The organism is Roseibium sp. LAB1 (genome assembly GCF_054658235.1).
The window spans coordinates 31,199-53,131 of sequence record NZ_BAAGIB010000009.1; the positions used below are offsets into that span (position 1 = coordinate 31,199).

The 21,933-nt window shown below is 61.4% G+C and carries 20 protein-coding genes; 6 read left to right on the forward strand and 14 right to left on the reverse strand.

Annotated elements, in window-relative coordinates; genetic code table 11:
• The first annotated feature begins 201 nt into the window (after nt 1–201).
• Nucleotides 202–1,752 (forward strand): caspase family protein, encoded by a 1,551-nt coding sequence (locus tag ACYQ54_RS27420; protein ID WP_460088113.1) that lies wholly within the window; start codon nt 202–204, stop codon nt 1,750–1,752.
• 319 nt (nt 1,753–2,071) lie between these two features.
• The gene (locus ACYQ54_RS27425; RefSeq protein ID WP_460088114.1) at nt 2,072–2,755 is read left to right on the forward strand and encodes a hypothetical protein; all 684 of its coding nucleotides are present in this window, start codon (nt 2,072–2,074) and stop codon (nt 2,753–2,755) included.
• A gap of 22 nt (nt 2,756–2,777) precedes the next feature.
• Here ACYQ54_RS27425 and ACYQ54_RS27430 read toward each other — a convergent pair whose 3' ends face one another.
• The 11 genes from ACYQ54_RS27430 to ACYQ54_RS27480 form a co-directional block, all read right to left on the reverse strand.
• Nucleotides 2,778–3,074, reverse strand: coding sequence for a hypothetical protein (locus tag ACYQ54_RS27430; RefSeq protein ID WP_460088115.1), 297 nt, complete (start codon nt 3,072–3,074; stop codon nt 2,778–2,780).
• 123 nt (nt 3,075–3,197) lie between these two features.
• Nucleotides 3,198–3,851: a fructose-6-phosphate aldolase gene (gene fsa / locus ACYQ54_RS27435; RefSeq protein WP_460088117.1), complete on the reverse strand. Its 654-nt coding sequence runs from the start codon at nt 3,849–3,851 to the stop codon at nt 3,198–3,200.
• Between the two features lie 33 nt (nt 3,852–3,884).
• Nucleotides 3,885–5,501: an FGGY-family carbohydrate kinase gene (locus ACYQ54_RS27440; protein ID WP_460088118.1), complete on the reverse strand. Its 1,617-nt coding sequence runs from the start codon at nt 5,499–5,501 to the stop codon at nt 3,885–3,887.
• Nucleotides 5,502–5,504: 3 nt separating this feature from the next.
• Nucleotides 5,505–6,233: an SDR family oxidoreductase gene (locus tag ACYQ54_RS27445; protein ID WP_460088121.1), complete on the reverse strand. Its 729-nt coding sequence runs from the start codon at nt 6,231–6,233 to the stop codon at nt 5,505–5,507.
• Between the two features lie 27 nt (nt 6,234–6,260).
• Nucleotides 6,261–7,508, reverse strand: a complete 1,248-nt coding sequence (locus tag ACYQ54_RS27450; protein WP_460088122.1) for a sugar ABC transporter permease — start codon at nt 7,506–7,508, stop codon at nt 6,261–6,263.
• 22 nt (nt 7,509–7,530) lie between these two features.
• Nucleotides 7,531–8,337, reverse strand: coding sequence for an ATP-binding cassette domain-containing protein (locus ACYQ54_RS27455; RefSeq protein ID WP_460088123.1), 807 nt, complete (start codon nt 8,335–8,337; stop codon nt 7,531–7,533).
• A gap of 81 nt (nt 8,338–8,418) precedes the next feature.
• Nucleotides 8,419–9,471, reverse strand: coding sequence for an ABC transporter substrate-binding protein (locus ACYQ54_RS27460; RefSeq protein WP_460088125.1), 1,053 nt, complete (start codon nt 9,469–9,471; stop codon nt 8,419–8,421).
• Between the two features lie 398 nt (nt 9,472–9,869).
• Entirely contained in the window at nt 9,870–10,967 is a 1,098-nt protein-coding gene (locus tag ACYQ54_RS27465; RefSeq protein ID WP_460088126.1) for a LacI family DNA-binding transcriptional regulator, read from the reverse strand.
• A gap of 163 nt (nt 10,968–11,130) precedes the next feature.
• Nucleotides 11,131–11,928, reverse strand: a complete 798-nt coding sequence (locus ACYQ54_RS27470) for an extracellular solute-binding protein (RefSeq protein WP_460088127.1) — start codon at nt 11,926–11,928, stop codon at nt 11,131–11,133.
• Nucleotides 11,929–12,083: 155 nt separating this feature from the next.
• Nucleotides 12,084–12,848 carry an anti-sigma factor family protein gene (locus ACYQ54_RS27475; RefSeq protein ID WP_460088130.1) on the reverse strand — a complete coding sequence of 255 codons (765 nt, stop codon included), beginning with the start codon at nt 12,846–12,848 and terminating at the stop codon, nt 12,084–12,086.
• Entirely contained in the window at nt 12,845–13,354 is a 510-nt protein-coding gene (locus tag ACYQ54_RS27480) for an RNA polymerase sigma factor (RefSeq protein WP_460088131.1), read from the reverse strand. Before ACYQ54_RS27480 ends, ACYQ54_RS27475 begins: the two co-directional genes overlap by 4 nt.
• 171 nt (nt 13,355–13,525) lie before the next feature.
• Between ACYQ54_RS27480 and ACYQ54_RS27485 the strand changes: the two genes are divergently transcribed.
• The 3 genes from ACYQ54_RS27485 (at nt 13,526) to ACYQ54_RS27495 (ending at nt 15,317) form a co-directional block, all read left to right on the forward strand.
• Nucleotides 13,526–13,957: a nuclear transport factor 2 family protein gene (locus ACYQ54_RS27485; protein WP_460088134.1), complete on the forward strand. Its 432-nt coding sequence runs from the start codon at nt 13,526–13,528 to the stop codon at nt 13,955–13,957.
• A 216-nt stretch (nt 13,958–14,173) separates the two neighbouring features.
• On the forward strand, nt 14,174–14,569 hold the full coding sequence (locus tag ACYQ54_RS27490) for a RidA family protein (protein WP_460088135.1): 396 nt from the start codon (nt 14,174–14,176) through the stop codon (nt 14,567–14,569).
• Nucleotides 14,570–14,633: 64 nt separating this feature from the next.
• A complete protein-coding gene (locus ACYQ54_RS27495; RefSeq protein ID WP_460088136.1) occupies nt 14,634–15,317 on the forward strand; it encodes a helix-turn-helix transcriptional regulator in 684 nt (227 codons plus the stop codon).
• A gap of 98 nt (nt 15,318–15,415) precedes the next feature.
• Here the strand turns inward: ACYQ54_RS27495 and ACYQ54_RS27500 are convergent, their stop codons facing one another.
• Both ACYQ54_RS27500 and ACYQ54_RS27505 read right to left on the reverse strand, forming a co-directional pair.
• Nucleotides 15,416–17,800 (reverse strand): YbcC family protein, encoded by a 2,385-nt coding sequence (locus tag ACYQ54_RS27500; RefSeq protein WP_460088137.1) that lies wholly within the window; start codon nt 17,798–17,800, stop codon nt 15,416–15,418.
• Between the two features lie 15 nt (nt 17,801–17,815).
• The gene (locus ACYQ54_RS27505) at nt 17,816–19,378 is read right to left on the reverse strand and encodes a proton-conducting transporter transmembrane domain-containing protein (RefSeq protein WP_460088139.1); all 1,563 of its coding nucleotides are present in this window, start codon (nt 19,376–19,378) and stop codon (nt 17,816–17,818) included.
• Nucleotides 19,379–19,483: 105 nt separating this feature from the next.
• On the opposite strand from ACYQ54_RS27505, the gene ACYQ54_RS27510 reads away from it, so the two are divergent.
• Nucleotides 19,484–20,368, forward strand: coding sequence for a LysR family transcriptional regulator (locus ACYQ54_RS27510; RefSeq protein WP_460088141.1), 885 nt, complete (start codon nt 19,484–19,486; stop codon nt 20,366–20,368).
• A 50-nt stretch (nt 20,369–20,418) separates the two neighbouring features.
• Here the strand turns inward: ACYQ54_RS27510 and ACYQ54_RS27515 are convergent, their stop codons facing one another.
• The gene (locus ACYQ54_RS27515) at nt 20,419–21,924 is read right to left on the reverse strand and encodes an efflux transporter outer membrane subunit (protein WP_460088142.1); all 1,506 of its coding nucleotides are present in this window, start codon (nt 21,922–21,924) and stop codon (nt 20,419–20,421) included.
• Nucleotides 21,925–21,933 lie beyond the last annotated feature (9 nt).

Here is a 21,933-nt window from a genome sequence, read left to right on the forward strand (position 1 = left end):
GTGGTCTTCAGGCAATGTCCGCCTTGGGCCGGTTCGCTTTCCGCGATGCGAACCGGCCTCTTTTTTGGTGCTGATGCCGGTTTGGGATCGATGGCCGTACGGAGGTGCCGTAACGAAAAGAGGGGTTGTCTTCGCAGGGCTTTCCGCCAATTATGAGGCCAGTGTTTCCGGGGTTGGGTCAAAGGCGGGAACGGATCTTTCATGCGATTGCGCCAAATGCGAAACCGGATCGGACTGGTGTTGCGAGCTTTTAATATCAACAGGTTGCCTGTCTGGTCTGTAGTGGCGTTCCTGTTTGTCGCCGGTGTGGCTGCTCATGCGGCGACGGATCCGTTTGCGGAACGGCGTATGGCGCTGGTGATCGGGATAGCCGGTTATGAGAATGCGCCCGACCTGACCAATACCACCAATGACGGCAAGCTGATTTCAGACACCTTGAACGAGCTGAATTTCGAAGTGTCCGAGCACTTCAATATCGGTCTTGAGGAGTTTCGTGAGCTGCTCGACCGCTTCGCCTTCGAAGCGGAAACGGCAGACGTTGCTCTCGTCTATTTTGCCGGACACGGGATCGAAGTCGGCGGGCGCAATTTCCTGGTCCCGTCGGACGCCAAGGCAGACAGCCGCCAGCAGGTTGCCGATACCTCGATTTCTCTCGACGATATTCTGGAAGCGGTCGACAAGGCGCGTCAGCTCAGGATCGTGATCCTGGATTCCTGCCGGAACGACCCGTTTGCCGATGTGGGCGGGCAGGAAACGCTGACCGTCAATCAGGGCGCCTATGGACGTGGGCTGGCGGCACCGTCACCCGAACGCGGCACCCTTGTGGCCTATGCCGCTGAAGCGGGGGCTGTTGCGCTGGATGGGGCAGGCGACAACAGCCCCTTTGCATCAGCGCTGGCCCAGACGTTGAAGATCCGGGATCTGGAAATAGGCCTCGCCTTCCGCCAGGTTCGCGACTCCGTTCTGAAAGCCACCGCCAATGCCCAGGAGCCGCACACCTACGGCTCGCTGTCCGGAAAGCCCTACTTCCTCGCCGGCGGCAGCCAGGAGGTCAACGTGCTTGCAGCAGTTGACCGCCGCAACGCCTGGGGACGTCTTGAGGTCAGCCAGGAAGAGCAGTTGCAGGTGGCGGCAAGGGAGGGTGACAGCAGGGCGCTGAAGGGCCTTGCCTATATGCGTCTCAACCCGAGCGAGGACCGCTACGATCCATCCCGTGCGGCAGCCTTTCTGGAAAAGGCGTCTGAAGCCGGCGACCCTGAAGCCATGTTCGAACTTGCCCGCATGTATGAACGCGGCATCGGTGTGGAGCAGGATGTCGACAAGGCACTCGCGCTGTTCCGCAAGTCTGCAGACGAGGGCTTTGCGGATGCCATCAACGATCTCGGGTTTCTCTATTATCAAGGTGGCCTGGGGATCGCGCGTGATCCCAAAAAGGCAATCGAGCTGTTCGGAAAGGCCGCCGATCAGCGGCATCCGGAGGCCATGTTCAATTACGCGGCCCTGATCGACGATGGTGTTGTTGATGGCAAGGAACCGGATGATGCGGCGGAATATCTCTATCGGGCCCTGCGCTCCGGGAACGAGGAAGTTCTGAGCCAGCTCTCGGAAAACCCGAAGATGTTCAAGGCCACGACACGACGCTCCCTGCAGCGCAAGCTGTCGGAACGATCGTTCTATACGGGGACGATCGACGGCCAGTTCGGTCCGCAGACCCAGCGTGGTTTGCGCAAAGCCTATGGGCTTTCGGAGTAAGGCGCGTCCTGTTCCCGGCCGGTGTTCGAATGCCGCTTTCCAGGCCGTTTCCGTATCGTCATGTGACGTTAGGTCATTTTTGACTTGTTCTTTTATTACAATGGTTTAAAATTGAAAAAGAACAATCAGAAGAAACAATTCGGGAAATATCAATCCCTGATTTCAACTTAGACAGTGCAGACGTTTTTCTAAGTCATTTTTCAGATTTTAGTTGTTTGTCCGGTAGCAGTCGTTGCGTCAATCGCGGTTGCTGCGCGTCTCGATTTAGTTGTCTCTGGCGATTTGTTCGATGTGTTTGAATATTTGATTGGAGGAACTCATGTTTGGAAGCAGATTTTGCGCAGGTGTAGCCGCTGCTGTGCTCGCTGGTCAGATTGTGACCGTTGCCGGTGCGCCGGCCTACGCGGTCGCGGTGCCGGGCGGCCGGGTCCTTGCTCAGGAAGATCCGTTGGGCGCGGTTCTCGAAGAGCTTCTGCTTGCCCAGTACAGCTCTTCCATGAGCCGTGAACCGTCGGGCCCTTCCTACGACGTCGATCGTCAGGAGCGCGATCCGAACCTGAGCGCGTCATATGATCTGGACGACCGGATCACACGCGGTGTTATCTGGATTATTCAGAACGGCAGCAACGAGTGCCACAGTTCCATCCGGCCCGAATACCGCTTCGACTGTCTGAGGAATGTTCTGGGACGTGCCGCCTCGACAATTGAAAACCGGCCCAACTATCGCGACGCGGCGCGGGAACTGCGGAGCCTTTCCCGCAAGCTCGATGGCATTGTCACGAAGTATCAGGACCGGAGCGCACCGCGCGCCGCGGTGGGACAGCGCAGCTATCGGGCCGTTTCCAAGGCCAATCTGGAACAGGCCAGCCGCGAAGCCTCGGCAGCCATCGACGAAAGCGTCACAACACTGCTGCGCTCGGCCGGAAACTCGGAAAAACGCAAGACGCATTACTCCCAGATCGCAACCGCTGTCGGGTCGACAAAGCGTCTGCTGCGGTCATGACCACGTCCTTCGGCTGGCGGGCCTATTGATCCGCCGGCTGCTGATCCGGGATCTCTTCCGGCGAGATGACCGGTGTTTCTCCAATATCAGGAGCAGGTTCAACCAGCTCCCGGTCTCCGACAGGTGCCGGGGTCAACACGCCGTCGCAGTCGGACAGACTGGCGGTTTCATCCGTGTCGGCGGAAACCCTGTCTTGCGACTTGGCGCCGGGTTCGACCCGGCAGTCGCCGGTCTTTTCCTGTGCAAGCGCGGTGCCGCAGACAAGTGTCAGTGCGGTTGCCAGTGCTGCGATCATTCGGACATTTTCGTGCAGGCGCATAGTGTCCTCCAATGGATTTGTCTCCATTGAAAACGCCCGAACCGCCATTGGGTTCAATTCAGTCACAATTGCCGGTCTCTCAAGAGCGGAGCCCAAGCGCCGGCTTTGCGTTCAAAAACCTGATCAGCCGATGGTCTGACCGGTCTTTGCCCAATCCGCCAGGAACTGTTCCAGCCCCTTGTCGGTCAGCGGGTGCTTGACCAGGGCCTTGATCGTTGCCGCTGGGACTGTTGCCACATCGGCGCCGATCAGGGCCGCTTCCTTCACGTGGTTGACGGTCCGGATGGACGCGGCGAGGATTTCGGTTTCAAAGCCGTAATTGTCGTAGATCTGCCGGATCTCCCGGATCAGCTCCATGCCGTCCGTCGCCATGTCGTCCAGCCGTCCGATGAAGGGAGAAATGAAGGTTGCGCCGGCCTTGGCCGCCAGCAGTGCCTGATTGGCGGAAAAGCACAGGGTGACGTTGGTCTTGAACCCTTCTGCCGTCAGTGCGCGGCAGGCCTTGAGGCCGTCCAGTGTCAGCGGCAGCTTGATGCAGATGTTGGGAGCGATCTTCGCAAGCGTCTTGCCTTCCCGCAGAATGGCCCCGAATTCGGTGGCCGTTACTTCGGCTGAAACCGGGCCCTCGACAATGGAACAGATCTCGCGGGTCACTTCGGTGATGTCCCGGCCGGACTTGAGAATCAGGGACGGGTTGGTGGTCACGCCGTCAATAAGGCCGAGATCGGTGAGGTCGCGGATGTCATTCACATCCGCCGTGTCGACGAAAAACTTCATGTCTCTCTTTCCGTTTGGAAGGGCAGGCTGGTTCTATCCGCGGATCTTGCGGCCTGCCTGCTGCAGCAGTTCAAATGCCTCATATCGCCTGGCGTGATAGGCGGCTGTTTCGGTACCGGCAGGTGCGTAGGTTTCTCCGGCTGCCGACATGGCGGCCATAGCGGCCGGAATGTCCTTTTGCAGGCCGCCGGCGACGGCGCCCAGCATGGCAGAGCCGAGAAGGACCGGTTCCGCAGTTTTGGGAGCGGCGATCACAAGGCCTGTCGCGTCTGCCAGAAGCTGACGCACCAGCGGGCTCTGACCCGCGCCGCCACTGACGACGATGGTGTCCGTCCGAATGCCCTTTGCGGCCTGCGCCTCGACAATCTGCCGGAGGCCGTACCCGAGCCCGCAGATGCCTGCGACATAGAGCCGGATGAGCGCGGCTACAGATGTGTCCATGTCGAGCCCTGCAATGACGGCCTTGGCTTCCGGATCGGCAAACGGTGCGCGGTTGCCGAGGAACTCCGGCACCACATGCAGACCGTCGGCCAGCTTTGAGACGTCCGATCCCTCTGGTGCAAGCCGCTCAGCTTCCGCTGCAAGCCACTGGTTGAGGCCAAGGCCGGCTTTCGTTGCCAGTTCGAGCGCCTCGCCGGAGGCGGGGTGGAAACGGACCAGGTGGTCGATGGCGGCACCCGCCGCCGACTGGCCTGCCTCGTTCAGCCAGAGGCCGGGAACCATTGCGGAAAAATAGGGGCCCCAAACACCCGGCACGAAGGCCGGTTCGGTTGTCGATGTCATGGTGCAGGCGGATGTGCCGAAGACATAGGCCATCCGGCTCGTCGCCGATCCGCCCGCTGTCTCGTCCCGCCAACCGACCGTGCCGACGCCGCCCGCATGGGCATCGATCAAGCCGGCTGCAACGGGTGTGCCTTCGCGGAGGCCAAGGTCGGCAGCCGCTTTAGCGCTCAAGCCGCTGCCCAGAGCCGTTCCGGCATCGACCACGGTTGTCCCGATGCGGGCAAACTCATCCCGGCAGAGTTCAGGCAAGCCGATGGACCGGAAATAGTCAGCGTCCCAGCGGCGCTCGTGGCCGAGATAGGTCCACTTGCAGGTGACCGTGCAGATGGACCGGGCAAGACTGCCGGTGGCCCGCCAGGTCAGGAAATCGGTCAGGTCGAAAAAATGTTCCGCGGTGGCAAAGATCTCGGGCCGGTTCTCCTTCAGCCAGAGCAGCTTCGGGGTTTCCATTTCAGGTGAAATCTGGCTGCCGACATAACGCAGAACCTCATGGCCACTGGCGTTGATGCGTTCGGCCTGAGCCAGCGCGCGATGATCCATCCAGACAATGATGTTGCGCTCCGGGTGGGCAGGGTCGCCCACCGGCAGCGGGCTGCCTTCCGGGCCGATGACCACCAGAGAACAGGTGGCATCCATGCCGATCCCGGCAACGTCTCCCGGATCTATCCCGGCCGTGTCGACCGCTTCGCGAACGGTGGCGGCAACGGCTTGCCAGATCTCGCTGGAAGATTGTTCGTAAAGGTTAGGCCCCCTGTTGAAGAGGGCGATGTCACGTTTTGCCGATGCAAGCAGATTGCCGGACTGGTCGAACAGACCAGCCCTGGCACTGCCGGTGCCGACATCAATACCAACCAGAAATTTGCTCATGCCTCAAAGGTCCACACTTTGCGGCAGGATGACAAGGTCCCGGATGGTGACGCCGCGTGGACGGCTGAGCATGAACAGAACGGCATCGGCCACTTCCCGCGGCTGCATCAGGCTGCCATTGGCAAGGGCTTCGTCCATCTTCGCCTTGGGCCAGTCATCCAGCAGGGCCGTCACGACGGGACCGGGTGCGACCGCGCCGACGCGGATGCCGTGTTCGGCGACCTGGCGGCGAACCGTGTGGACGAAGGCCTGCACTGCGAATTTCGAGGCGGTGTAGATCGGTTCCCAGACCACCGGCACCAGCCCGGCGATGGAGCTGGTGACGATGATGTCGCCAGTCTTGCGCTCCACCATATGCGGCAACACCGCGCGGATGGAACGGAAGGCCGCGTTGATGTTCAGATTGAGCACCATGTCCCACTGGTCCGGATCGCCGTCGACGACGCTGCCGCCGACATAGGCTCCCGCATTGGCGTGGAAGATGTCGAGATGTCCGGTCTTTTCGACGATCCGGTCCAGCATGCCATCAACGGCAGGCCCGTCCATCAGATCGATCACCAACGGAATGGCATCGGGTCCGAGTTCGTCGCAGATCGCATTCAGCCTGTCTTCGGCGCGGTCGATCAGGACCACCCTGCAGCCGGCCGCGAGCAGGCTCTTTGCGCATTCCAGGCCGATCCCGGACGCGGCACCCGTAATGGCCGCGACCTTGCCTTTGAGTTCATCGGTCATGTTAGAAATCCTTGACTTGAAATCCGGTTAGGCACGGCCGTGAGAGACACGGCTCTGGCGGGCGAGGCTGTCGACGATGACGGCAATCGCGAGCACGCAGCCGGTGATCATGTAGCGGAGCGAGGACGACATGTTCAAAAGCGTCAGCCCGTTGGAGATCGACTGGATGACGATGATGCCGAGCAGCGCCGACCAGGCCGATCCGCGTCCGCCGAAGAGGCTGGTGCCACCGATGACCGCGGCGGCAATGGCGTTGAGGTTGACGTCGCCGGTGCCGGCCTGCTGGCTGGCGGAAGCCAGACGTGCGGAAGACAGAACCCCGCCGAGGGCCGCCAGCAGGGAGCACAGCGCAAAGGAGGTGAGGTACGTGAAGGTGACGTTGATGCCTGCCCGGCGTGCCGCTTCCGCATTGCCGCCGACTGCCTTGACCGAACGCCCCCATTTGGTGCGCGTGAAAATGTAGTTCATGGCGACGACGAGCAGGGCGAACAGACCGAACATCCACGGCACGCCGCGTCCAAGGTTCAGATAGAAGACGGCAGCCTCGAAGGCGAGTGTGGTGATCAATGCCTTGAACACAAGTCCGCCAACGGAACCCGCCGACAGATTGGCTGCCTGACGCTGGCTGCGGTTGCGCAGCCCCATCACCAGAATGGCAACACCGGGCAGCAGGGCGACAGCATGCGATGCCCATGCGGGCATCATCAGAAGCTGGCCGAAATTCACCATGCCGGAGCCGTAGGGAAGGTTGATGGAACCGGTGGAGCCGAGCATGTAGAGCTGCAGCCCGAGAAGCGCCAGGAGGCCGGCCAGTGTGGAGACGAAACTCGGCATGCCAAGCTGGGTACGCAGCAGCGCATAGACCGAGCCGATGACAGCACCCGTGCTGAGCGCCGCGAGAATCGCCAGCGGCAGGGGAACACCCTGGTTCACCCAGAGTACGCCGATCAGGGCCGAGCCGACACCGCTCATGGAGCCGACGGACAGATCGATCTCGCCCAGCATCAGCACGCAGACGATGCCAAGCGCGATGACACCGACCGTGGAGCAGTCGAACAGCAGGTTCACAAGGTTGTTCGGTGTCACGAACAGCGGATTGAGGATGGTGAAGACCGTCCAGATGACAATGAGGCCGACAATGACGGGCAGGGAGCCGAGATCACCTGCCTTCACGCGGTCGATGAAGGCGCTGATGACGTCACTGAGGCTGCTTGCGTGCTTGACGCGCGTATCGCTGCGATCGAGCAACCGTGGTTCGGAAGCGGGGCCGTTCATGGTGGTTTCCTTGTTGATGCCGTTATGCCGTGGCACCTGCGGCCGCCCGTTTGCTGGCGCGGCGGGTGACGGCATTGTCGGTTGCGCCGGTGATGGCACCGACCAGTTCCTCGTTGGACGATTGCGGCGAGAACACCCCGTTGTTGCGGCCGAGCCGCAGCACCACGATGCGGTCTGCCACCGCGCGCACGTCTTCCATGTTGTGGGAGATCATGATGACGCCGAGCCCCTTGTCGCGGACCCGCTCCACCAGATTGAGCACTTCCGCCGTCTGGGCGACGCCAAGGGCGGCGGTCGGCTCGTCCAGCATTATGATCTTCGGATTGAGCAGCAGGGACCGGGCAATGGCAACGGTCTGGCGCTGGCCTCCGGACAGCGAGGCGATCGGTTCGCGCACGCTGGGGATCCGGGCTGCGAGCTCGTTGAGAAGCTCCCAGGAGCGCACTTCCATGGCCACTTCATCCAGATGCCAGGGACTGCGTTCCTGGCCCAGGAAGATGTTGGCGACGACGTCAAGGTTCTCGCACAGGGCGAGATCCTGAAACACGGTCGCGATGCCCAGGTGCAGAGCGTCGCTCGGCCCGTGCATGGTGACCGGCTTGCCTTCGAAGTGAATTGTGCCTGAGGTTGGCGCATGAACGCCCGAGAGCACTTTGATGAGGGTTGATTTTCCGGCACCGTTGTCGCCGACAAGGGCAACGACTTCACCAGGGTGGACGTCCAGCTCGATATCGGTCAACGCCGAGACTGCGCCGAAATTCTTGGAGATGCCCTTGAGGCTCAGGATCGGCTGCCGTTCTGCAGCGGATTGCGGGGAAGTGTCGGTCATCTTGTCCGGCTCATCGTTTCTTCGGGGTCCTCTGGATGGCCGCCCGGCCGAAAGGTCGGGCGGCCTGCTTGGGAGGAGGAGTTATTGAATGCCGAGTTCCTTGCAGCCCTCGACATAGCGGCCCGTGCAGAGTTCTTCCGCCGTCTGGATGCCCATATCGATGATCTCTTCCTTCAGGTTTTCACGCGTGACAACAGCCGGCACGAACAGTTCGGACGGCGTGTCGTAGAGCGTCGTCTTGGTTTCCGGCGTTTCCCCGTTCAGGAACTGCACGGCGACCTTGGCGGCTGCGGCAGCAACGATTTCCGAAGGTTTGGAGATGGTGTTGTACTGGTCGCCCGCGATGATCAGCTGAAGGGCGGCGATGGTGGCATCGTTGCCGGTGACGGGCGGAAGCGGATCGACGCCGGCGGCCTTCAGGGCGGCGATTGCGCCACCGCCGGTGCCGTCATTGGCAGCAACAATGCCGATGATCTGATCGCCGAAGCGGGTGATCTGGCCGCTGGCCCATTCCTGGGCTTTCGGCGGCGCCCAGTCCGGCGTGTCGAATTCGGCCAGCGTCTTGTACTTGCCGGTGGCGATGCCTGCGTGGATACCGTCCTTGATCAGACCTGCGGCGGCATCGGTTGGTGAGCCGTTGATCTGCAGCAGGCCGCCGGCTTCCGGCGAAACGCCGAGTTCTTCCAGGTGACGTACCAGGGATTCTGCAATCGCCTTGCCGATGCCTTCATTGTCGAAGGACACGTAATAGTCGGCTGTCTTGTCCGGGATCGGGCGATCATAGGCGATCACTTTCACACCCTGGCTCTGGGCAAGGGCGACCAGCGAGGCGGCCGCGCTGGAATCCACCGGGTCGAGCACGATCACCTTCGCACCCTGTGTGATCACGGAGTTGAACTGCTGCTGCTGGCGGGCGACGTCTGCATCGGCGTTCTGGTAGATCACGGTGCAATCCGGGCAGAGCTTGGTCATTTCCGCCTTGAAGCCCGGGAAATCGTGTTCTTCATAGCGGGTTGACGCCTGGTCGGGCATCAGAAACGCGACTGTCCCGGACGCAGCCTGGACAGCGGTTCCCTGCAGCAGGGCGGCGGCTACGATGGCTGCGCCGGCGAGTTTCTTGTTTATCGGGTTCATTTCAGTTTCCTCCATCAAAAGTCGGTCTGTCGGCCCCATCCTCGGGTGCGTTCAAGACCGGTTGGTTTCCTGAAAGACCACTGCTAATCTTGGTCGAGCATGATCGGGTCCGCGCAGAAACCCTGACGCTCCGGCCGCTGCAACGGCACGGGATGTCTTTTCGGGTTCCGGCGGATGACGGGATCTATCTGCCGCTTCGGTTAGTGGGTATTTCAGGACGATCTTGCCAACGCGCGGGGTTGCTCACCGCACTCCGCGCGTTTCTCGTCCGGACCGACGGGACTGCCAGCGTTTGAATGTCCGTCGATCCTGAAGTCCGGTCTTCCTCCTCTTCCTCCCGTGTGTCCGTGCGGTCTTTGCCGCCTGTCTGCCGTTTTGCCCCTTCGAGGCGGTTGGCATCAGTGGATCTTCTTGTCTTGTCCGTTTGCCGAAGCGCCTTCCCGTGAGGCCGGGGGCGGCGATGCCGGCTGGGTGTCTTCGCGTTTTTCCAGGTCTCGGACCGAGGCACGCACAATCAGGCTGGCATTCAGTACGGCCGGGGTCGCCGGGGCCTTGCTGTCACCCTCGATCCGCTGCAACAGCCGGCGCCAGGCGGTCTCGGCAATTTCGTCAACAGGCTGACGGATGGCTGTCAGGCCGGTGTTGCGGGCTGACATCCAGGCATAATCGTCGAAGGCGACAACCGAAGCGCGGCTTGGAATATCGATGCGGTGTTCGGCCAGAGCCGACAGCACGCTGAGCGTCGTGACGTTGGTAAGGGCAATGATTGCTTCCGGCAGTGGATTGCGTTCCATCCAGTCCAGAAGCGTTTTGGTTCCGGCGGTGATGTCGGAGCCGAGATTAAGAATGGTCGGGCGCTTGCCGGTACGCGCCTCGATGATGGCGGCAGCACCTTCCGTTCTTTCCAGGATCGGCGGGTGGTCGAGATCGGAAACGCCGATGGCTATGTTCCGGTGGCCGCGTTCCAGCAGATGCCGGGCAGCGATCTCACCGGCCTCGCGGTTGTCGATGGTCACCGTGTCGGCGATCGCACCTTCTGCGGCAACACGGTCGACCAGGACAATCGGCAGCATTGATTTTGCTTCCGTCAGTTCTGGCGGCATGGTGCTTGAGCAGGGCACGGCGATCAGTCCTTCCGGCCGCCAGGCAAGCAAGGCCTTCAGGCGTGAGGATTCCACGGCGCGGTCATTGTGAGAGCTGGCAACGATCACATCGTAGCCCTCCGCCGAGGCCGCGGTTTCCAGCCTGGAGACGATAGTGGCAAAGAAGGTGTCGGTGAGGTCTGGAACAAGAACCGCGATGATGCGCGTTCGGCCGGAGCGCAGCTGGGAGGCTGCCCGGTCAAGCTGATAACCAAGTTCGCGCGCGGCCTTGTGCACGCTTTCCTTCAGATCTTCGTTGACGGGTTTGCGCCCGGAAAAGACGTTCGAAACCGTCGCGATCGACACGCCCGCAAGAGCGGCGACTTCCTTGATTGACGGTTTTTTCCGGGACATCTGGCGGCGCCTCCCAACGCTGTTAAACGTTTTACAGTTAAACGTTTAACAGTGCGGTTTGAGGTTGGCAAGTGGAAAAATGGGAAAGGCATTGCAGTCCCTCTCCGAACCCCTTGGGAGGCATGGGTGCGGAGAGGGCTGAGCAAAGGGCGAAAGCGTGGTGTTAGCGCTTCCAGCCCTCTGTTTTCATCAGGGCCTCGGCTTCTGGTGTCTGCAGGAAGTCGAGAAAAGCCTTGGCTTGCGGGTCGGCGTCGGGCGAAAGCACGACGTTGACATCGCGCCAGATGCGGCGGTTCTGGTCCAGTTCGACAAGACGCAGAACGTCGGGGTTGTTGATTGGCCAGTTCGGCCAGGTGATCCAGGCATCGGCCTCAAGGTCCTTGAACGCCCGGAAACTGGCGCCGGAGCCTTTCTCGAACGCGACGATGTTCGATCTGAAGGCCGAAACGTCACCGAGATTTCCGGTCCTTCCGGCGATGTCCTCCCAGACACCGGTGCCTGATGTGTTGGCGACGCCCGCGCCCTCGGTCACGACGATCTTGATCCCGTCCCTGAGCAGGTCGTCAAAGCCCTCGATCTTTTTCGGGTTGCCCGCGCGCACGGCGATGATGGCGGGCCGGATGTAGATCGGCTGAACCTGGGAAGAGGTAAAATTGCCATAGGTTTCCAGAAACGCCGTCATCGACTGTTCGGATGTTCCCCAGAGGATATCGGCATCCGCCTGGGCTTTTGCGGACCAGGTGGTTTCCGGCCCGGCCGTGATTTCGACCTTGTTGCCGGTTTTTTCTTCAAAGGCTTTTGCAACTTTCTGGAACGCTGTGTGCGGGCCGCCCGCACCATAGAGCCTGACCACGCCGTCGGCGGGGCGGTGTTTGATGGATGGATCGGCGAGTGTGCTTTCCTGGGCGAGTGCCGGGCCGGCGCAAACCAGCAGCGCGAGGGCACAGAGGGAGGTTTTCATATCGGAATTCCTGAATTCTGTTGGCTTGTGACGCATGCGCGCCGGAGGTGGTCTTGCACCGCCTCCGCCCCGGACTACGCCGGCAGGCCGTCAGGTCTTCCCATGGGCGAGGTCACGAACATGCGAGATCTTCGTCAGAAATGGTATGGCGACCTTCAGTTCGATAATTGCGCCGGGTCGAGCTGGGTCTGGATCAGGTGGGCGAGGTTCAAAAGCTGCGAGCGCGGCATGTCGCCTGTCACCGCATAGGTGAAAGCGGTGTCGCTCCAGAAGAACGCCTGTTCTGTGCCCGATTCCGCGAACTGGAATTTCGGGTTACCGTCAACCCCGCGGCGCAGATAGACCGTCACCCGGTTGCCGTCCGCGTCGTCATACATGAGCTGCGCTGCCGGATCAGCCCCGCTTGGCAGCAGACGTCCGCCCATCAGCGTCAGTCCTGCAACCCGCAGATCGGGAATGCGGAACGGATGGTTCAGCCGATTGCCGAGCCAGGTTGCCAGATGCCGTTGGTCGCTGGCCGCCACCTCGACCGGATGAGCAACCTCAACGGTAAATGTTCGGTGAGCTGTCAGCGCGTCGGTCAGGAAGGGCTGATACGAGGGCAGGCTCACATCCGGTTTAAGGGACCAGCCGGTAAAGATACCGACCAGCAGGGCCGCTGCGAGGGACGCAGCCATGCCTGCGCGCGGCAGCCATCTGCCCCTGGAAGGCGTGGCCAGGCTGGGCGGCTCTGCGGTGACGCGGGCATAGGCCGTCTTCAGGTTGGCGGAGATCTGCCGGTCCGCTTCGACCCGGGCAGCAGCTTCCGGATTGTCCCTGAGGTAGGTTTCGACCTCGCGTCTGCGGTCCTCCGGCAGCTCGTTGTCGACGTATCGAACGAGGTCTTCCTCCCGGATGGGGGGCACCGTCTGGGAATTCATGTCACGCTCCTTAGATGGGGACGCTCGGAGGCGCGGGGGTCTTCTCTCAGTCTGGCACGGGCGCGGCTGATGCGCGACATGATGGTTCCTTCGGCAACGTTCAGGATTGCAGCGGCTTCTGCATAGGTAAAGCCCTCCACGCCGACCAGGAACAGCGCTTCGCGCTGGTCTTCCGGCAGTGTCAGCATGCGGTTCAGCAGCCGATTGAGGTCGGCGCTGTCCTGCTGCGAGGCCGGGGCCTGAAGCTGGTTTTCCAGTTTGTCCAGGTCGATATTGTTCGAATGGCGCCGCAAGCGCCGCCAGCGGCTGATGTGAAGATTGCGCATCATGCGGAAGAGCCATGGCCGCAGCGGCACGGACGACCGGCGCAGGCTCCATTTGCGCAGGGCCCGTTCAAGGCAGTCCTGCACGAGGTCCTCCGCCTCCGTCTGGTCGCAGGTGAGCGTCACCGCGTAGCGATGCAATGCCTGCGTCTCCCTGAGCAGGTTTTGGGTATGGTCGGGCAAGAGCTCTTCCTCGTGGACACTTCCGACACCAACGCTTGCGCTGCGCGAATTATTCCCTCGCCGGCGAAAAAGAAATTCCGGCTCCTTCGGGAAGGAAAACGCCACCACCTGCGTGGACAGCACCGGATGCGGCAGATCGCATCTGGAACAGTGAACGAATGGAGATCTGAAATGAAGCTGATCAGTCAATTTGCCGCTACTGCTTTTGCCGGCACGGTTCTGTTTGCATCCGCAGCCCTGGCCGGGCCGGGCGAAGACCTGGCACGTACCCATTTCAACAACATCGCAACCGGCAAGGTCGATGCCCTCAAGGCGTCCTATTCCGACAAGGCCGTGCTGGAATGGGTCGGTGGCCCGCTGGATGGTGTCTATACCGGTGCTGCCGACATCGGCACGGTCTGGACCAAGTTCACAGGGGCACAGGGCAAACTGAAAGTCGATGTCTCGAATGTTCAGGAAAACGCCAATCCGGCTGGCGTGACGGTGACCGCCAATGTGCGCTTTTCCGGCAAGAACACCATCCCGGTCCGCTACGTCCTGACCTATCGGAGCGGCAAGCTGGCAAGTGAAGTCTGGCAGATCGACCCCAAGCTCGCGAAGTAAGCCGGTATCACCCTGTCTGCTGTTCCCGCGTGCATGGCAGGGAGAACCGGCGCGCAAGCATCCTGCGTTTGCAAGAACGCAGGATGTCTTTTTGTTCAGGGCAAGGCCCCGTTCTCGAAAAATTCGGCCCGGGCACAAACTCTCCTCTCACCACGGTGACAGGAGGCCTGTGGTTGATAGGCGTTCTCTTGTTTTTGAAGATCGAAAGGACGCCTTATGAACAGAACTCCCGTCAATCCCTGGCCCTGGTCGCTCAGGCTCGGCTACAATCAGGCTGAACTTCTTGAAGGCGGGGGGCGGCAACTGATCTGCGCCGGGCAGACTGCTGTCGACGGGGATGGAAATCCTCGGCATGCCGCGGATATGCGCGGCCAGATCGAGCTGTCGCTGACCAATCTGGAAGCTGTGCTGGACGCGGCGCAGATGACCCTTTCCAATGTCGTCCAGGTCAGGATCTACGCAACGGATGTGGACGAGGCGTTGAAGAATTTCGATGTCCTGGGGGCACGGTTCGGCCGTCTTGACGCTGCGCCGCCAATGACCCTACTTGGCGTGAGCCGGCTTGCGCTTCCTCCGCTCATGTTCGAGATCGAAGCGATCGCTGCCGATTGAGGCCCGACACCCGAAAGCAGTCTCGAAGGTGCTGCATCCGGTTTCTGGAGCGTGAGGAAACGGAATGCGACGCGCGGAAAGACTGTTTCGGATCATAAACGAGATGCGAACCCGCGACGTGATCCGGGGCGCTGAACTTGCCGAACGGTTCGAAGTCAGTCTCAGCACCATCTACCGGGATATCGCCCATCTTCAGGCATCCGGCCTCCCCATCGAAGGGGAGGCCGGCATCGGCTATCTGCTGCGGCCGGGCTTTGATCTGCCCAACATGACGTTTACCCATGATCAGGTGGATGCGCTGGCCATCGGTCTTTCCTTCGTGGAACGTACGGGCGATCCGGCTTTGGCTTCGGCGGCTCATGAAGTGCGTGCCATGATCCAGGCAGGCATGCCCGATCCCGACAAACGCAAGCTGGCCGATGCTCCCTATTTCAGCCTCCAGATCAGGAACAGTGCCCCGCCAACCGTCAGCCTGGTTCGTGAAGCCATCCGGATGCAGCTTGTTGTGGACATCCGTTACGAGGATGTCGGCGGGCAGCTGTCGGAACGCAGTGTGCGTCCGCTTGTTATCTGGAATCTGACCGACGGGTGGATGTTCAGTGCCTGGTGCGAATTGCGACAGGACTTCCGCACGTTCCGATTTGATCGCATCGTGAAACTGAGCGTCACGAGCACGGTCTTCGAAGACGACGATGCCAAGGGGCTTCGCGCCTTTCTGGCCACCGAGCCTTGCGAGGAAGAGGGGTAACTGAAGGCATTTGCCGGCGTCGCAACTGCGGAGCACCCGTCTGACCGATCAGGTGCTCCGCATTGGGGAGATCGCCGGACCTGGCCGGACCGGTCTTTTCAGAGGCAGGGCGCCGGGGTGGTGGTCTTTTCCTCGATCCAGGTGCCACCCGGCAGGTACCGGGCAGCCATACGCCCGTTCCGCAGAGCGAACAGGTGCAGCCAGCCATTGTCGAAAAGGTTCCGGACATCCGGGTGCGCATCCAGTATGCCCGAGATTGCCTCCTCGGGAGCTTCGATCAGAACCGACAGCCGCAGTGGGGTGTGCATGTCCTTTTCACCGTCGTGCAGCGCTTGCAAGGGAAGGCCGGGCCGCAGACGCCCGCCGTTGCCTTCGACAACACCGATGCCGCCAACCACGTTGTGGATGAGTTTGTTGCCTCCACCGAAGACATCCGGCGCGACTGATGAGCCATAGTATTGAAGACTGATCCAGCTTGCCACGACCACAGGGGCGGCCAGGATAAGTTCAAGCGTCTTGAAGTCCCTGTCCGATTGCCAATCGTAGCTGTGAAGGAAGGCCCGGCCTTCCAGATTTGTTGTCGATGTCACGTTCCTGGGAGCCGCGATGAAGGCGGCGCAGTCCGCCAGACCCCACTCCGGCCTGATTTCCGCCCAGTTGAATGCTCTGGAGGCCACGGAAGCAGCATTGGTGCCCGGCAGACGCAGGGCGCGCTCCGCCCGAGCCTCGGCTCCGGCCCGCTTCAACCATTTTTTCACAAGATCGAGCCCCTCGATCGGCCCGGGTTGATCCTGGTCGTACAGAGTGATCCCGTCCGTTGTCGTGTCGTGGAGAGCCGCGACGAACCGGGTGTCGTCCGGCAGGTCGATACCGTGACCGGCAAGACCGGCGCGGGTTTCAGCATCGTTCAGCAAGCTTGCAAGCAACCGCGCCGAAACTTCTCCCGAATAGCCTCCGCAGGCTCCGCAATGGTAGGCGCTTTCATGAGGGTTGTTCGCGACATTTGCTCCGTGGCCAACCAACAGCACCACTTGTGCATGACCCTTCGTCAGGCTCATCGCCTTCAGGACGGCAGCAGCGGTTGCAGCTTTTGTCATGGCATCGAGGGCCGGATCTAGCTTTGGCGCAGGACGGCTTGCGGCCTTTCCTGCGTGAAGGCCGAAGGAGTCTTTCACCAGCTTGGTCACGTAAAGCGGCCCGGCAGCCTCGACATAGGCAAAGGACGAGACGGCGGCCTGGCGGAACCTGTCCAATGCCCGTATGGCCCGCGCACCGATGCGGGTCTTTTTCTCATTTTTCGCGGAGCCGTGGCTGGTTGAAGACAAAGACGGTTTCAACAGGACAGGCAGGTGATTTTCTTCAATATCCGAGCCGTGATCCCGATGCGCTGTCGGGAGGCCGAAAAAGCCGGCAAACCCAAGTGTTTCGATTGTCGGGCTCTGGTTTTCCAGCGCCCGCCGGAAAACTTCCGAACGCACGTCGATGCAAAACGCTGCCTGTAGAGCGGGGCGCTCACCTTTTTGCTTCGGTGCTGTGGTCAGGATTTGATTGAGCTTGCGCTGGTATGCCCGCTCGGCCGCGTCCTGCAGCATGGCATCGACAACCTGGTCTTGGACCGGGATGAGCGGGGCCGCATGGAGCTGTAGCGTGGCCTGCCACTGATCGGCGATTTCCGGGAAACGGTTGAACAACGCCTCTTCCCAGATAAGGCGGACGGCCAGGAGATCACCAAGGGTTCCGTCCGTCTCGCCGTCCTGTTCAGCCCGCCACAGCAGCCAACGCGCATGCTGCGCCCAGCCTCCAAGATCCATCAACAGCCGGTGAAACACGGTCTCGGCTGCCGGCACGCTGATGCCCAGCCGGTCAGTTGTCCGCAGGATGGCCTGTTCGGACGTGTCAGGGGAAGCCGTCACATGGGAGCAGAACCCTGCCAGGCCGGCAATCTCGGGCGTCAGATCGCGGCTCGCCCACGACCGCCAGGCAACATAGGCACCTTCACCTGGAGCCGGGGACCACAGCGCCTGTCCACGGTCGAAATAACCGGCTGCCCAGAGCCCGACTGTCTTTTCGATAATCGATGGCCAGTCGATGCCGGAAACAGAAGCTGCGAGATCGGCAATCGTCGGCGACGCCATTGGGGCCGGTCTGTCCTCTTGGGCGAATGCCTTGAGCTGTGCGAGGCTCTCAGGTTTCATTTCTGCTTTGCTTGCCTTGAGAGCGGCTGCGAGGTCTTCGTCGGTAATCCGGCCGCCGGCGATGTCGGAGCCGTAGCTGGGTCTTGGCCGGGTCAGGCTGGCACCCGCTGTTCTGGAAAGGCGTGCAGATGCTTCCGCGAGATTTTCGCCAACTTGCCCAAGGAACGGATTGACGGCGACGGTTGCGTCCAAGGGGAAGGCCGGAGGGATGGCCCGCGCGGCTGCCTCGCCCGCCTCCAGGATGCCTGAAACCCGTAAAGAACCGAATTGAGTGTGTTTGATGAACATCTGAATTGCCTCGTCTTATCTGGATTTCGCAACCCGGTATCCGCCAATGAAGCGGTCAAGGATAGCGTTGAGGTAAAGCCCGTTGGCGATGTGAACGCGCAGGCCGGCTGTCGACGGGTGATGTGACCAGAGGGGGAACAGCGTCTGCGCAACCGCAACGATGCCGAAGGAAAGGACAGCCAGGACGATCAGCGCCCATTCAAGGGGACCGGCGACAGGCGCTTGTGGCAAGGCTGCGCCCCACATCAGATTCGCAACCTGCTGGAAGCCGAAATAGGCAAGGGCAACGATGACTGCGGCCACTGAGGTGCGGTATGTCAGATCGGCAGGGGCTGCATCTGCAAGACCCTGCGCTACCAGATAGGCCACGCCGAAGATCAGCATCGTTCCGATGGCAAGCGCCTGAGGGGTCTTTGGTCCGGCGATCATCGAGAATGCGAAGGAAACAACCCCGTAGAGCAACAGCGCGATGGCGAACGACCGCAGGACGTTGGCAACGCTCGGAATGGCGATGGGGCCGGGCCGGCGCAATTTGGCAACCGCCAGGACGGCGCTTCCGGAAGAGAGGAACGCATGGGCCTTGTACAGGGAATGTGCGACCACATGCAGGAGTGCAAGCGGCCAAAGTCCGAGGCCACACTGCAGCAGCATAAAGCCCATCTGGGAAATTGTTGACCAGGCAAGGGCTGTCTTGACCGCACTTTGGGTGAGCATCACCACGGCACCGAAGAGCGCAGTCAGGCCGCCAAGTGCCACAAGTGTTCCCATGGCTCCCGGACTGGCCTGAACGAGATCCGCGGTCCTGATCAGCAGAAAGCCTCCGGCATTGATGATGCCCGCGTGAAGCAGGGCTGACACCGGCGTTGGTGCCTCCATGACTTCCGTCAGCCAGCCGTGCAGCGGAAAGGCGGCTGTCTTCAGGACGGCTGCCAACACGAGGAACACCACAGCCAGATGTTCGACAAATGAGAGATCGGGCCCGATGGTTTCAGAAAGCTGTCCAAGCTGCGCGGTGCCCGTGCTTGCCATGAACAGTCCGGCGGCCAGCAGCAGTGAGACATCACCTGCGTGCCAGACAATCGCGAATTTTGTAGCTGCCCGCTGGGCAGCGGCGCGCTGCGGGTAAAACAGCAGGAGCTTGCGCAGGGAAAGTCCGATCCCCACAAAACCGAGCACCAGCAACAGCAGGCTGCCCGACTGGACAACCACCAGTACGGCCGCCAAAGCGGTGAGCATCAAGCCATGGAATGCGCCCTCGCGCGCTTCGCCGTCGAGGTAGGTCCGGGAATAACGCATCACGACCCAGCCGATGAAGGACACCAGCAGTGTCATTGTTACGCTGATCGGATCAAGCCGGACGACAAGCGTGAACGGGCCTTCAAGCAGGCTTGCCTCGGAGGCACCGAAAGCCAGAAGCTGCACAAGACCGGCCAGGGCAATCAGAAAGGCGAAGAACGCAATCGCCTCCGAGACCCAAGGGTAACGCCCAGGGCGGCGGCCCGGTTGCACTGTCGACATCGTAGCAGATGCCAGCAACAGCATCGGGGCCAGAAGAGGCAGGGGGAAAAAGTGCGACATGGGAACCTCACGGACACTGGAAGACGCCGTGGGTATACCGTCTCGCTTTCTTTCAAAAAATTACATATTATAGTCAATAACGTTCTATATCTTGGAAGTGTTTCGGTGTTGAATCTCCATCATCTTCGGCTTTTCCGGGCGGTGGCGCGGGATGGAACGCTGACGGGTGCGGCCCGGGTCCTGAACCTTTCGCAATCGGCGCTTTCCTCGCAGATCAAGACGCTCGAAGCCTCCCTCGGACATGATCTGTTCGAGCGGCGCGGTCGTGGTCTCGTGTTGACGGAAGCCGGCCGGATCGCCCTTGATCACGCTGAAGCAATCTTCCGGACAGCTGAGGACCTTTCCGCGACGCTTCGCAATGCGGGCACGGAGCGCAAGGCCTTGCGTGTCGGATCCCTTGCGACGCTTTCGCGAAATTTCCAGATCGGCTTCATTGAACCCTTGATCGGGCGATCAGACGTCGAAGTTATTCTTCGCTCCGGAGCACAGGCCGAGCTTTTGAGAGCGCTGGAGTCTCTTGCGATCGATGTCGTCCTGACAAATCTTGTACCCGCCCGGGATGCCTCCAGCCCCTATCTGGTGCACGGGTTGTCGGAGCAGCCCGTCAGCCTTGTTGCTCCCGCGACGGCGAGTGACCTGGTGGGGCGGCCGATGCCGGAGCTTCTGTCCTCGCAAGCGTTGATCCTGCCGACACCGGAGTCGGCCCTTCGGGCCTCCTTCGATGCGATGGTCGAACAACTGGGCATTGCCACGAAGGTTGCCGCCGAAGCCGACGACATGGCGATGCTTCGCCTGCTCGCGCGGGCGCATGCAGGTCTGGCCGTCATTCCCCCGATTGTCGTGAGAGACGAACTTGCCTCGGGGCGCCTCATCGAACTGGGCAGGCTGGAAGGGCTCAAGGAGGGGTTCTTCGCCGTCACGCTGCACCGGCGCTTCCCGAACCCGCTGGTCGCCGACTTGCTGCAGGCTTTCAAAAACAAGACGGACTGAGCAAGGGTTTCAAGCCTTTGCCCTGTCCGATTAGTGGTGCCGAGGTCGCGTCAGTACGCAACCGACAAATGCGGGCCGGTGTTCTTGTCGACCACTTCCGGCTTGTCGGTTTCCACCTTGCCGGTCCAGCCGCCGCCGAGTGCCTTTTGCAGCGCGATGTAATAGGTGGTCAGGCGGACACGGCTCTGGATGAGCGTGTCTTCGGCGGAGTAGGTCGAGCGCTCCGCGTCGAGGGCATCGAGGAAGCTGGCCGCGCCGGTCTGATAGAGCGATCTGGAGAGTTCCGCCGCCGACTTGAAGTTCGCTGCTGCGCGCGCCTGGCTGGCGACCCGTTTGCGTTCCTGTGTGAGGCCGACAAGTGCGTTTTCAACGTCTTCCAGAGCCGTCAGCACCGAAGCCTGGTAGGCGAGGAAAGACTGATCGCGCTGGGCTTCGGCGATCTTCACGCCTGCCGCCAGCTTGCCGGCATTGAAGATCGGCACGGAGAGGGACGGACCGAAGGCCCAGCTGATCGAGGAATTCTTGCCGAGATCGCCGAAATCGGACGCCGCGGTTCCGATCGAGCCAGCCAGGCTGACAGAGGGATAGCGCGCTGCCGTCGCCTGTCCGATTTTCGCCGTTGATTCAGCAAGCTTGCGTTCGGCCAGGCGCACGTCCGGGCGCGTCAGCAGTATGCTTGCCGGAATACCGACGGGGATGGGCAGCTTCGGTGTCGGAATGCGGCTGCTTTTCATCAACTGGTCGGTGAGCGCGGTCGGCTGCTGACCGGTCAGGACGCTCAACCGGTGCATGGAGGCGGCAAGAGCCGTCTTCAGGGCAGGAATATTGGACTCGGTCGACGCGGCCTGACCTTCTGCATTGGCGACGTCGAGACCGGAGGACGAGCCTGCCTGGAACCGCTTGCGAATGAGGTCAGCCGAGGACTGTTGCGACCTTGCGGTGTCCTGCGCCAGCTTCACGCGCTGCTGGAGGCCGCGGGCCTCGACGTAGTTGGTGGCCAGGTCGCCGATCAGGGTCAGGAGGCTTGCCCTGAGGTCTTCCTCGGCAGCGTCGAGACCGTATTTGGCAGCTTCCCGCGCCCGGCGATTGGCACCGAAGATGTCGATCTCCCAGGCCGCATCGAAGCCGCCGTTCCACAGTGTGTTGACGCTGTCCGACCCGCTCGATTTGGACCGGTTCACGCCGGCCGCGCCGTCAAGGCTCGGAAAGAGCGAAGCGGAAGCCTGCTTGTAGCTGGCCCGGGCTTCGCGGACCTTGGCCTTGGCGGTACGGACGTCCAGGTTGTTCTGAACCGCAAGGGCGATCAGGCTGTTGAGCTGGGCATCGCCAAGCTGCGTCCACCAGTTGGCAAGTTGCGGCACGGAGGCAGGCGTTTCGCCTGTAGTGTTACGCCACTTGCCGGGCACGGAGACGTCCGGGCGCTGGTAGTCGGGGCCAACGGAACAGGCACTCAGTAGGGTTGCAGCCATGAGGCCCGCACCTAGCCGTAGCCAGGTCTTGCGGCGTTGAGTGGGGACGGCGCAGGCAGAGCCGGTTTCAGGTTTGAAAAGGGTCATCGAAACTCT